The organism is Hydrocarboniclastica marina (assembly GCF_004851605.1).
Lineage (GTDB): Bacteria > Pseudomonadota > Gammaproteobacteria > Pseudomonadales > Oleiphilaceae > Hydrocarboniclastica > Hydrocarboniclastica marina.
Genome location: NZ_CP031093.1, coordinates 2232331 through 2243831, shown reverse-complemented (window position 1 = coordinate 2243831; position 11501 = coordinate 2232331). Strand labels below are relative to the sequence as shown.

Below are 11501 nucleotides of genomic sequence, written 5' to 3'. Positions count from 1 at the left end.
GATGTTGGATACGATTGTGCGGTTTTTTCAACAGGGCGGCCCGTTTATGTACCCGATAGCGCTGGTGCTGCTGCTGGGCCTGGCTATATCCATCGAGCGTTTCGTCTACCTGGCGCGGGTGCGCAACCGGAACCGTCGTGCTTTTGACCAGGGTATTCTTCCGCTGATGCAAAAAGGCGATTACCGCGGTGCTCTGAAGGCGGCGAACCATAGTGCAGCCGCCATCGGCACCATGATCAGCGCCGGTCTGGGCCGACTGCTGAACAATCACAGCCGTGAAGATATAGAGTATGCGCTCGAAGAGGGGCTGATGGAGGTGCTGCCGCGCCTTGAAAAACGTACCCAGTACCTCGCGACCCTCGCTAACGTCTCCACGCTGCTGGGGCTGCTTGGGACCATTATTGGTCTTATTGCAGCGTTTACCGCGGTTGCCAATGCCGACCCCGCGGAAAAAGCATCACTCCTGTCCCAGAGTATATCCGTGGCCATGAATACCACGGCCTTCGGCTTGATGTCTGCCATCCCCCTACTGCTTTTTCACGCCTGGCTGCAAACCCGGACCAACGAAATCGTAGACAGTTTCGAAATGGCCGGGGTCAAGTTCCTCAATATCGTTGCTGAGCAACCAGCCGCCCGTACTGAATAAGGACGCCAGGGCGAGGCGCTTTTACCGCCCTCCCAAGGACGATGGCTGAGCTGATTCTTTGCAGGGCATGAGCGTCCGCGCAAATCGGCAACAGGACACTTTCACGTTACGCGGAAACGCCAGATTCTATGAGACGTAAACACCGCCGCAAACAGACGACACCGGAACTGGACATCACGGCTTTTCTTAATCTGATGATTGTTCTGGTACCGGTGTTGTTGCTGAGCATGGTATTTACCCAAACCCGTGCAATCGGTCTTAATTTTGCCGAGCAGACGGCCAGCGCAGATGCGCGCGATGACGAGTCGCTTGAACTCCGGGTCATTCTCAGCGGCAATGATTTCCAGGTAGAGAGCAGTCGCGAAGGTCTCGTGGAACAGATCAACGGCACGGCGACTGGCCCGGACTTCAAGGCCCTTACTGACGTGTTGAAGCGCATCAAATACAGCGTGCCAGACAAGCGCAATGTCACGCTGCTGGTCGGCCCGGAAACGGAATATCAGACGCTGGTTTCGACCATGGATGCGGTCCGTTCGTACCCGGCTGTTGTGGCAGCGGACGTAGTCCAGGCAGAGCTTTTCCCGGATATCGCTCTGGGCGATGCGCCACCGCTGCCCAGCAAGGAGGGCGGCGAATGAAGCAGTCCCGCCGCGCTCGCAGGCTCCAGCGCCACTATCGGCGGATGCACCGGGCCGGAGGCCTGAATCTGGTCTCGCTCATGGATATCTTCACCATCCTGGTCTTCTTCCTGATGGTTAACTCCTCGGATGTCAAAGTTCTTGAACAGTCTTCCCAGGTTGAACTTCCCCAATCGACGGCAGACCGTCGCCTTACTGACGTATTGACGCTGGAACTGGCCGGTGACGCCATCCTGATCCAGGGCCGCACCGTTGCCACGCTCGGGGCCACCTCTGCCGACGGCCGAACCATACCAGAGCTTGCGAAAGAGCTTCAGGTCCAGTTCAGCCGTCGCTCCGGAGAGAGCGTGCCGCCAGAAGGGTTGCCTATTACGATAATGGGCGACCGGACATTGCCATACGCAACCTTAAAGACGGTGATGCGCACCAGTGTCAACGCCGGCTTCCGTCAAGTGCGTCTGGCTGTTGAGCACAAGCCGGAGGAGTCGCCGCGTGGTTGATCGCCAGAGGCCGACACTGGCTTTGCCATGGACGCCTGAACCCGGAGACCGGCTGCGTTTCGCTGTTATCCTGATTGTACTGGTCGCGCTGTTTCTGCCGGTCGCGGCGTTGGTGCACCTGACTGAACTGCCAGAGCCGGAAATCGAGAAGACAGAAGAAGAAGCTCCCCAAATGGCCGTGCTGCTGCAGGAACCCGAACCTGTCGCAGAAATTCAGGAGCCCGAACCGGAACCAGAGCCTGAACCGGAACCCGAGCCAGAACCTGAACCAGAACCCGAGCCAGAACCCGAGCCAGAACCGGAACCTGAGCCCACACCGGAACCTGAACCCGAAGTTGCGGTAGAGCCAGAACCGGCACAACAGCCCGAGACTGCGGAAGAGGCCCGCGACGTCGCCAGCCGGTCGGGGCTGATGGCGATGCAGGATCAGCTGAGCCAGATGCGCTCGATGGCATCGAGATCAGCGCCTGCGGAGGTCCAGGAACTTTCGGCTGAGGCTGATCGCAAGGCTGACTCCGGGGTGCAGCGTGAGCGGTCTCAAGATGTGACGGCGACCAGTGGCGGGGTTGAGGCCGGTGCAGCGCCACGGGAATCTGTGCAGCTGGCGCGACGCCAGACCCAGGACCTGGCACCCGAAAAGGCTCCGGCCAGCGCGGAGTCGTCTCAACCCCGACCGCAGGGTCCGGCAGAGCGGTCGATGGCCAACATCCGGGCCACGTTTGATCGAAACAAAACGGCGCTGTTCTCTCTTTACAACCGGGCGTTGCGGCAGAACCCCGCCTTGTCAGGCACAGTGCTGCTGGAACTGGTAATCGAACCCAGTGGCCAGGTTTCGGCGGTCGAGGTGGTGTCGTCCGAACTGAACGATGCAGCCCTTGAGGAGCGTATTGCAGCCCGGGTCCAGCTTTTTGACTTCGGTAGGGCAGCGGTTGAGACGCGTACAGTCGAGTACCCGGTGAACTTCCTCCCGCCGGGGTAGTGTCTACCGCGACGCAACGCAACGCCTCTCAAGAGTTTGGGCCCGACCTTTCCCCTGGTGTGCCAGCCGCCAGGGCCGGCGGCCCTGGCTCTGCAGATGGCAGTTTCGGTCTGATCCTCGCGCGCAACGGTAAGCTTCAGCCCGCGTCAACCTACCGTGCCTGTGACAAAGCTGTTATTCTTCGCCAGCTCGACTTGGCCAAATGTCGACTGGCAATGGCTGGCCCATCATGCTTTGACGACCGGTCTGACGGGTAATGGAAAGCCTATTCGTCCGCAAGCGCGTCAATTTGAAGACCTTCCGGGCACCGCTAGCGCAAGCCGGGGGTCTTCAAATTAACGCGCGGCGCGCCTGCAACCCAGGCAGCGTATTGGAACCCCGACATTTCACTACACCATGACTACAACAGGAGATGGCGATGGATCTGGAGCAGTTCTTCAGGGACAAGTACCCCTCGGGCATACCATCAGAGATTGATCCCAACAAATACAAGAGTATGGTTGATGTCTTCGATCAGGCGGTTGTCAAATTCGCCGATCGCCCCGCGTTCAGCGCCGTAGGGGTAACGTTGACCTATCGCGATCTGGACAATTACTCCCGTCAGTTCGCCGCCTATCTCCAGAACGAAACCAACCTGAAACCGGGTGATCGGATCGCGGTTCAGCTACCCAACATCACTCAGTATCCCGTTGTGGTGTTTGGCGCCATGCGCGCGGGTATCGTGGTTGTAAACACCAATCCGCTCTACACGCCGCGGGAAATGGAACACCAGTTCAACGACAGCGGTGCCAAGGCGATTGTCGTACTGGCCAACATGGCCCACAACGTTGAGCAGGTTCTGGCCCAGACCAGCCTTGAGCACGTGATCGTGACTGAGCTGGGGGACATGCATAAGCCGCTCAAGCGCACGATCATTAACATGGCGGTAAAACACGTCAAGAAAATGGTGCCGGCCTACAATCTGCCCAACGCGAAGGCGTTCCCCAAGGTCCTGGCTGCGGGTGCCAAGCACCGCTTCAAGCCTGTAGACGTCAAGGCAGATGATATTGCCGTGCTGCAGTATACCGGCGGCACGACCGGCGTCGCCAAGGGTGCGATGCTGACCCAGCGCAACCTCGTGGCCAATCTGCTTCAGGTCAAGCCGATGCTGGAGGAGAATCTCCAGGAAGCCAGCGAGATCGTGATCGCGCCGCTGCCGCTATACCATATTTATTCGTTTACCCTGAACTGCGGCATCATGCTGGAGACGGGGAACCACAGCATTCTTATTCCCAACCCGCGCGACATTCCGGCGTTTGTCAAAGAACTGAAGAATCACCGCTTCACGTCTTTCCTGGGCCTGAACACGCTGTTCGTTGCCCTGTGCAACAACGATGAATTCAAGGCGCTGGACTTCAGTTCGCTGAAGGTTACCGCTTCGGGCGGCATGGCGCTGACCAGCGATACTGCCAAGTTGTGGAAGAATGTGACCGGCTGTGACATCAGCGAAGGTTATGGTTTGACCGAAACTTCGCCAGTTGTGTCTATCAACCCGTCCAGTGCCATTCAGCTGGGCACGATCGGCTTGCCTATTCCATCTACGCTGGTCAAGACCATCGACGACGATGGCAATGACACGCCGTTCGGCGAGCCAGGGGAGCTTTGCGTCAAAGGCCCACAGGTTATGAAGGGCTACTGGCAGCGTCCGGAAGAAACCCGCAAATCTTTCACCGAAGATGGCTGGCTAAAGACCGGGGATATGGCTGTAATCCAGGAAGATGGCTACATCCGTATTGTGGACCGGAAAAAAGACCTTATTATCGTGTCTGGCTTTAACGTCTATCCCAACGAGATCGAAGACGTCGTCTCCAGCCACCCGGGCGTTATCGAATGCGCGGCCGTTGGCGTCGCCGACAGCAAGAGTGGCGAAGCCGTGAAGGTATTTGCCGTCAAGGCGAAGGCGTCTGTCACCGAGAAAGAGATCCGGGACTATTGCCGCGAGCGACTCACGGCTTACAAGGTGCCAAAGACTATCGAGTTCCGTGATGAGTTGCCGAAAACGAACGTCGGTAAAATTCTTCGCCGGGAACTGCGCGATAGTTAACACCTCAGGGCCAAAACCCGCGGAGCGACCCGGCTGGTGAAATCGCCGACCAGGTCGCTCAAGCAGAGCCAGCCGCGCCGGTTTCTCCTAGCCGCCGCGGCTGCGCTGTTTCTGGGTTAACCGTGTCCATCCTGGACAGCCGTGACCATACTCGACAGTCGTACACATTCAGGGTTGGTCGCATTCGTCCGTACCCTTGCGTCAGAACCCACTCTCATAACCATCCGCTAGCAGGAATTCAAATCAGTCAATGACCTGGCAGCCTCCAACAGACCTTGAGATGCAAGCTTGCCGGCAACGGGAAGCTGGACGCATTCGCCAGCAACTGGCCCGTGCTCGTGGGAAGCCCGACGAGGCGACGCGCAAGCGTATCGACGCCTGGCTTGCGCAGGGGCAGGAAGCGTTTGCCCGCAGGCAGGACATTCGCCCGCATATTGAGTATCCGCCCGAGCTACCCGTCAGTGAGCACGCAGCCGACCTTCGTGAGCTTATTGAAAAACATCAGGTGGTGGTCGTTGCGGGTGAGACGGGTTCGGGCAAGACCACCCAGCTGCCGAAAATCTGCCTGGATGCTGGGCGGGGCCGGCGCGGCCTGATTGGTCATACCCAGCCGCGCCGACTGGCCGCGCGAAACGTTGCGAGCCGTCTTGCTGAAGAACTGCAAACCCAGGTCGGCGAACAGGTCGGGTTTCAGGTGAGGTTCAGTGATCAGACCAGCGAAAATTCGCTGATGAAGGTCATGACTGATGGGATTCTGCTGGCAGAAATCCAGCGCGATCGCATGTTGGACCGCTACGACACGCTGATCATCGATGAAGCCCACGAGCGCAGCCTGAATATCGATTTCCTGCTGGGCTACCTGAAACAGCTACTGCCCAAGCGGCCAGACCTGCGGGTAGTCATTACGTCGGCGACCATAGAGGTAGAGCGGTTTAGCCGGTTCTTCAACGGTGCGCCGGTGGTTGAAGTCTCGGGCCGGACCTATCCGGTCGATGTTTTTTACCGGCCGCCCGCTAACCGGGATGACGATGGCGACAGCGACAGCAGCTGGGCTCCGTCAATTATTGAGTGCCTGGCTGAAATTGCCCGCTATGAGCGCGCCGAAGGGAAGCCGGTGGGTGACGTGCTGGTATTTTTGCCGGGTGAGCGCGAAATACGCCAGACCAGCAAGGCGCTGCGGCACGCCGGTGACCAGGATGCCGCGCTTCGGCATGCGGACATCCTGCCGCTGTATGCCCGCCTCAGCACGGCGGAACAGCAGCGGGTATTCCAGTCACATACCGGTCGACGCATCGTACTCTCAACCAATGTCGCTGAGACGTCGCTGACTGTCCCGGGTATTCGCTATGTGATCGACTCGGGCCTTGCCCGTATCAGTCGATACAGTGTCCGCTCGAAAATACAGCGGCTGCCTATTGAGGCGGTATCGCAGGCTAGCGCCAACCAGCGCAAAGGCCGCTGTGGTCGGGTCGCACCCGGTCTGTGCTTCCGCTTATACGAGGAGAGCGATTTCCTGGGTCGCCCCGAGTTCACCGATCCTGAGATTCGTCGAACCAACCTGGCCTCAGTGATCCTGCAAATGGCATTGCTGGGGCTCGGCGAGATACGCCGCTTTCCGTTCCTGGACGGTCCTGATCAACGCCAGGTCAATGATGGTTTCAAACTGCTTGAAGAACTCGGTGCAGTTGATGCACGCCGACGTCTTACCGAAACCGGGCGCAGCATGGCGCGGCTTCCGGTAGATCCTCGGCTGGCGCGTATGCTTCTTGCGGCGGAACAACACAATGCGCTGGCAGAAGTTCAGGTCATTGCGTCAGGACTCAGCGTACAGGACCCAAGGGAGCGCCCGGCGGATCGTCAGCAGGCCAGCGACCAGGCTCATGGCGAGTATGCGGATAAGGTTTCCGACTTTGTCAGCCTGGTCAATCTATGGCGTCTCTTCGAGCAACAGCGGCAGGAACTCAGCCAGAACCAGTTGCGCAAGTGGTGTCAGAAGCGGTTCCTCAACTATATGCGCATGCGGGAGTGGCGGGACGTTCACCGCCAGCTCGTGCTGGTCGCCAAAGAACAGGGCATGACGCCCAACGCGGAGCCGGCTGGCTATGATGGCCTGCACAAGGCGCTCCTGACGGGCTTGCTGGGGCAGGTTGCTATCAAGGAGGAAAAGCGCGAATACCAGGGCACGCGTAACCGCAAGCTCATGATCTTCCCGGGCTCGTCCGTTGCTAAAAGCGCACCCAAATGGATCATGGCGGCGGAGATCGTTGAGACCAGTCGGGTCTTCGCCCGGACTGTGGCCAAAATCGATGTTGAATGGATCGAGCCCCTGGCGGGGCATTTGGTTAAGCGGAGCTATTTCGAGCCGCACTGGGAGCAGAAGCGCGCCCAGGTGGTAGGCTACGAGCGGGTGACACTGTACGGCCTTGAACTGGTGCCCCGACGCAGCATCAACTACAGCAGGATAGACCCGAGTCTTTGCAGGGAACTATTTATCCGACGCGCGCTGGTTGAGGGCGAGTATCAGAGCAAAGCGGGATTTCTCACCCATAATCGGGAAATGGTCGAGACGGTTGAAAAGCTGGAGGAGAAGACCCGGCGGCGGGACATCCTTATCGATGAGGAAGGATTGTTCCAGTTCTACGATCAGCGCCTGCCGGCGGATATCGTCAGCGGCAGGCATTTCGAAAGCTGGTGGCGCCAGCTCTCCGATGACGAGGCCCGGGCTTTCTATCTGACTGAAGCTGACGTGCTTCAGCGTCCGCTGGCAGATGATACGGCTCATAATTTTCCGGATCAGTTGCAATGGCAGGGGATCAGTTATCGGCTGGACTATTACTTTGAGCCCGGCCAGTCCGCAGATGGGGTGACCATGACTGTGCCCTTGATGGCACTCAAGCAGTTGCCTGTGCACCGGCTGGGCTGGCTGGTGCCCGGGCTTTTGCGCGAAAAATGTATCCATCTCGTCCGCTCATTGCCTAAATCGACGAGAAAGAACTTTGTTCCTGTGCCCGATTTTGTCGATGCCGCCCTGGGTAATCTGACCCCTTCGAACGAACCCCTCGGTAAAAAGCTTGGCGAGCAGCTGACGCGGATGACCGGCGTTGCCATCCCGCATGAGCAGTGGCAGGAGGCTGAGCTCCCGCCGCATCTTCGGATGAATATCCGGCTCGTGGATTACGACGGAAAGACGATAGAAGAGTCCCGGGATATCCTCGGGCTTTTGGAAAAACACGAGCAGGCGGCTCAGGTAGCTCTGGCGCGTCAGGTGGCAAAAAGCGAATCGCAGGGTGAGGCTAAAGCTCCTGAGGCCAGGGCATGGGCTTTTGGCAAGCTGCCGGTGAGAACGTCGACCGACCAGGGGGGTGTAGAGGTTACGGTGTTCCCGGCATTGGAAGATCTGGGGAATAACGTCAGGTTGACCCAGAGGCTGGACGCGCCCGCGGCGGAGGAAATGCATCGGCGGGGGCTTGCGCGGCTTCTACTCAACCGGCTTCAGCCCAATCTTGATGGCATCGACCGAAAGCTGCCGAAGTTTAAGGCGTCAGCTCTTTTGTTTGCGCCCTTGGGCAAGGCAAAAGACCTGCTCGATGACCTGCTCATGGCCTCAGTCCAGGCTCATTTCCTGCCCGAGGATGACCTGCCCCGCAGCCAGAACGCCATGGATGAAATTTACGATCTCCGGCGGGGGGATTTTCACGATGCGCTTGTCCGGTGGGACGTACTTGCCCATGAGATAATCGCGCGCCACCACGAAGTGGCGAAGGCACTGAAAGGAAAAATAAATATTGCTATGGCCCAAAGCCTTGCCGATCTGAAGTTCCAGTTGTCACAGTTGGTTCACCCGGGTTTCCTGTCCGCAACCCCTGCGACTCAGCTTTCAGAATTTCCCAGGTACTTGCAGGCAGCGGCTATACGCCATGAAAAGATGCCTCGTGAAATGGGGGCAGAGCGCGTGTTCCTGCATGACTTCCAGCCACGCTGGGACCGCTACGCGGAGCGCATGGCCCAGCTGGAGCGTCAGGGTGTGCGGGATAAAGAACTGATCCACTACCGCTGGATGCTTGAGGAATACCGCGTATCCTATTTCGCACAGCAGCTGGGAACCCGGTTCACCGTTTCTCTGAAGCGGCTGGACCGCCAGTGGGAAAGCGTTCGCGTGTAGTGCATTTAGGCTCGCGTGCAGTGTATCCAGGATCGCGTGTAGTCTAGCCTCGCGCGTCATGTGTCCAGGTTCGCGTGTAGCGTCTGGAAAAAGGCAGGTTTCTGGGCTCAGTGGCTGGTTGAAGCTGTTCAGGCGTAGGGGAGACTACGTAGGGCGTCAGTCTGAAATGGCTATGCTATTATCCGGACTAATGTTGTCGTTTACCCGCAGGGCCGATTACCTTCTCACGCGTTCGGCCCGGTCAGGGGCCCGACCCGAAGAGACACGTCAGCCGCGGCGGGGCTTGGTCTGATCGCGTCGCGACAGGCTGAACCGCATAGCGTCAGAACGCATCGGCGTAAGGCGAACAACGCTATCCATTCAATACAGGCTCGGGGCAGGCATACAGCTGCCGGGGCAAGTGGGGTTGCCAGTGACATCAGCAGTGATTAGCGGAACCGGGCTATTTACGCCGCCCGACACAATTACCAATGACGAGTTGGTGGCAGCGTTCAATATGTACGTTGAACGTTTCAATTCAGAGAACGCTGAGGCCATCGCGGCTGGAAAAATAGCGGCTTTGCCACCGTCGTCGTCGGAGTTTATCGAGAAGGCGTCCGGGATCAAGCGCCGCCACGTGATGGACCGTTCGGGCATTGTTGACCCGAACCGTATGCGGCCGCGTTTGCGTGCACGCTCGGACGACGAGCCCGGTATACAATGCGAGATGGCGGTTCAGGCCGCCCGCGAAGCGCTGGCCCAGGCTGGTCGCTCCGCGGCTGATGTAGATGCGGTGATCGTAGCCTGCTCTAACCTTGAGCGTGCTTACCCGGCCGTTGCGGTTGAGGTTCAGGACGCCTTGGGAATTGACGGCTTTGCTTACGACATGAATGTCGCCTGTAGCTCAGCCACCTTCGGGATCCAGGCGGCGACCAATGCGATCGAGACCGGGCAGGCAAACGTCGTTCTCGTAATCAGTCCCGAAATATGCTCCGGCCATCTCAATTTTCGCGACCGCGACAGCCACTTTATCTTCGGCGATGCCTGTACTGCAGTTGTGGTCGAGCGTAGCGACAGGGTCAATCCGGGCGTTGGCTTTGACATAATGGGGATGAAGCTGAAGACGCGCTTCTCCAACAATATTCGTAATAACGCCGGTTTTCTTAACCGTAGCGAAGAAAGTACCGTTGAAAACGTCCAGAATCCGGTGGTCGCAGGAGAGAAGCTGTTTGTCCAGCAGGGGCGAAAAGTGTTCAAGGAAGTCTCGCCCATGGTCGCTGAGCTGATCCTGGCGCACCTGGACCAACTTGACCTCAAGCCTGATAACATCAAGCGGATGTGGCTCCACCAGGCCAATCTGAATATGAATCAGCTGATTGCGCGCCGGGTACTCGGCCGCGACGCAACGCTTGAAGAGGCGCCAGTCATCCTTGATGAGTACGCCAACACCAGCTCAGCAGGTTCTATTATCGCATTCCATCAGCACAAAGATGACTTTGCACCGGAAGAACTTGGAGTGATCTGTTCGTTCGGTGCAGGTTATTCAATCGGCAGTGTGATCATACGCAAGCGCTAGATCATTCTTCATCTGCCCGCTAAAAATTCCAAAAACAAACGCCCAAAGGTCGGGGCTGGCTTTGCCGCCCCGCACACTGATCAGATGGTTACCTATGAACTCAACTACGCGCTCGACAGCGTTGCATGCTCTTCTGTTGCTGTTAGGCGCTCTGCCGACGGCGGTCCTCGCCCAAGCCCAAGCCCCGGCGCCCGGCGGTGGCACGCAGTTCCAGTCGCTTTATGAGCCTATTCGGCCGGGATACGGTGCGGCCGACCCCTGGGAAGGCTTTAACCGGGCCATTTTTGAATTCAATGATGTCGTCGATCGCTATACCTTGAAACCTGTCGCACAAGCTTACCTCGACTACATTCCCGGCTTCGCGCGCAAAGGGGTCTCCAACTTTTTCAGTAATCTTGAAGAGCCCATCAACCTGTTCAACAACCTGTTGCAGCTTAAGGCAGAGGATTCGCTGATTACCTCGGGGCGCCTGGTTTTCAACACAACGTTTGGGGTCGTCGGGCTGTTCGACGTTGCGACGGGCTTCGGGTTGCCCCAGAAGCGTGAAGATTTTGGCCAGACCCTTGGCTATTGGGGCGTAGATAGCGGGCCGTATGTCGTATTGCCCCTGCTGGGACCGAACACTGTCCGAGACAGCAGCCGGTTCATTACCGACAGTCAATTGCCCTCTGGCTACCACCTCGTTGAATCGCCGGAAGTGTATGCGCTGCTTGCATTACGCGGTATCGACATGCGTGCCCAACTTATCCCGGCAGAACAAGCCCTGATAGGCGAAGACCGTTACCGGGCAATTCGAAACGCCTACCTGCAGCGGCGGGAGTATCAGGTAAAGGACGGTCAGGTCAGCGATCCGTTCGCGAGTGATGACGATCTTCTTGAGGACTTCTGAGCTTCACAGCATCCGCTGAAGCCTGGGTTCGACCGGTAAATGCGTGATT

General features: G+C 58.2%; 8 protein-coding genes. All 8 read left to right on the top strand.

The window, feature by feature from the left end:
• Window position 1: 1 nt before the first annotated feature.
• The 8 genes from soil367_RS09985 to soil367_RS09950 all read left to right on the top strand — a co-directional run bounded on the left by soil367_RS09985 (window position 2) and on the right by soil367_RS09950 (window position 11452).
• Window positions 2-646 carry a MotA/TolQ/ExbB proton channel family protein gene (locus tag soil367_RS09985; RefSeq protein WP_136548969.1) on the top strand — a complete coding sequence of 215 codons (645 nt, stop codon included), beginning with the start codon at window positions 2-4 and terminating at the stop codon, window positions 644-646.
• Window positions 647-774: 128 nt separating this feature from the next.
• Complete coding sequence (locus soil367_RS09980; RefSeq protein ID WP_136548968.1) at window positions 775-1284, top strand: ExbD/TolR family protein; 510 nt, start codon at window positions 775-777, stop codon at window positions 1282-1284.
• The gene (locus soil367_RS09975; RefSeq protein WP_136548967.1) at window positions 1281-1784 is read left to right on the top strand and encodes an ExbD/TolR family protein; all 504 of its coding nucleotides are present in this window, start codon (window positions 1281-1283) and stop codon (window positions 1782-1784) included. The genes soil367_RS09980 and soil367_RS09975 overlap by 4 nt, the downstream gene beginning before the upstream one ends.
• Window positions 1777-2763 (top strand): AgmX/PglI C-terminal domain-containing protein, encoded by a 987-nt coding sequence (locus tag soil367_RS09970; RefSeq protein WP_136548966.1) that lies wholly within the window; start codon window positions 1777-1779, stop codon window positions 2761-2763. Before soil367_RS09975 ends, soil367_RS09970 begins: the two co-directional genes overlap by 8 nt.
• A gap of 424 nt (window positions 2764-3187) precedes the next feature.
• On the top strand, window positions 3188-4846 hold the full coding sequence (locus tag soil367_RS09965) for an AMP-binding protein (protein WP_425459981.1): 1659 nt from the start codon (window positions 3188-3190) through the stop codon (window positions 4844-4846).
• 250 nt (window positions 4847-5096) lie between these two features.
• Entirely contained in the window at window positions 5097-9008 is a 3912-nt protein-coding gene (hrpA, locus tag soil367_RS09960) for an ATP-dependent RNA helicase HrpA (RefSeq protein WP_136548964.1), read from the top strand.
• Window positions 9009-9420: 412 nt separating this feature from the next.
• Window positions 9421-10563 carry a beta-ketoacyl-ACP synthase III gene (locus soil367_RS09955; RefSeq protein WP_136548963.1) on the top strand — a complete coding sequence of 381 codons (1143 nt, stop codon included), beginning with the start codon at window positions 9421-9423 and terminating at the stop codon, window positions 10561-10563.
• A 94-nt stretch (window positions 10564-10657) separates the two neighbouring features.
• A complete protein-coding gene (locus tag soil367_RS09950) occupies window positions 10658-11452 on the top strand; it encodes an MlaA family lipoprotein (RefSeq protein ID WP_136548962.1) in 795 nt (264 codons plus the stop codon).
• The last annotated feature ends 49 nt before the right edge of the window (window positions 11453-11501 follow it).

Bases quoted from the DNA above. Each gene is read 5' to 3' on its own strand.
- hrpA (WP_136548964.1), top strand. From the start codon at position 5,097: ATGACCTGGCAGCCTCCAACAGACCTTGAGATGCAAGCTTGCCGGCAA.
- soil367_RS09975 (WP_136548967.1), top strand. From the start codon at position 1,281: ATGAAGCAGTCCCGCCGCGCTCGCAGGCTCCAGCGCCACTATCGGCGG.
- soil367_RS09950 (WP_136548962.1), top strand. From the start codon at position 10,658: ATGAACTCAACTACGCGCTCGACAGCGTTGCATGCTCTTCTGTTGCTG.
- soil367_RS09980 (WP_136548968.1), top strand. From the start codon at position 775: ATGAGACGTAAACACCGCCGCAAACAGACGACACCGGAACTGGACATC.
- soil367_RS09985 (WP_136548969.1), top strand. From the start codon at position 2: ATGTTGGATACGATTGTGCGGTTTTTTCAACAGGGCGGCCCGTTTATG.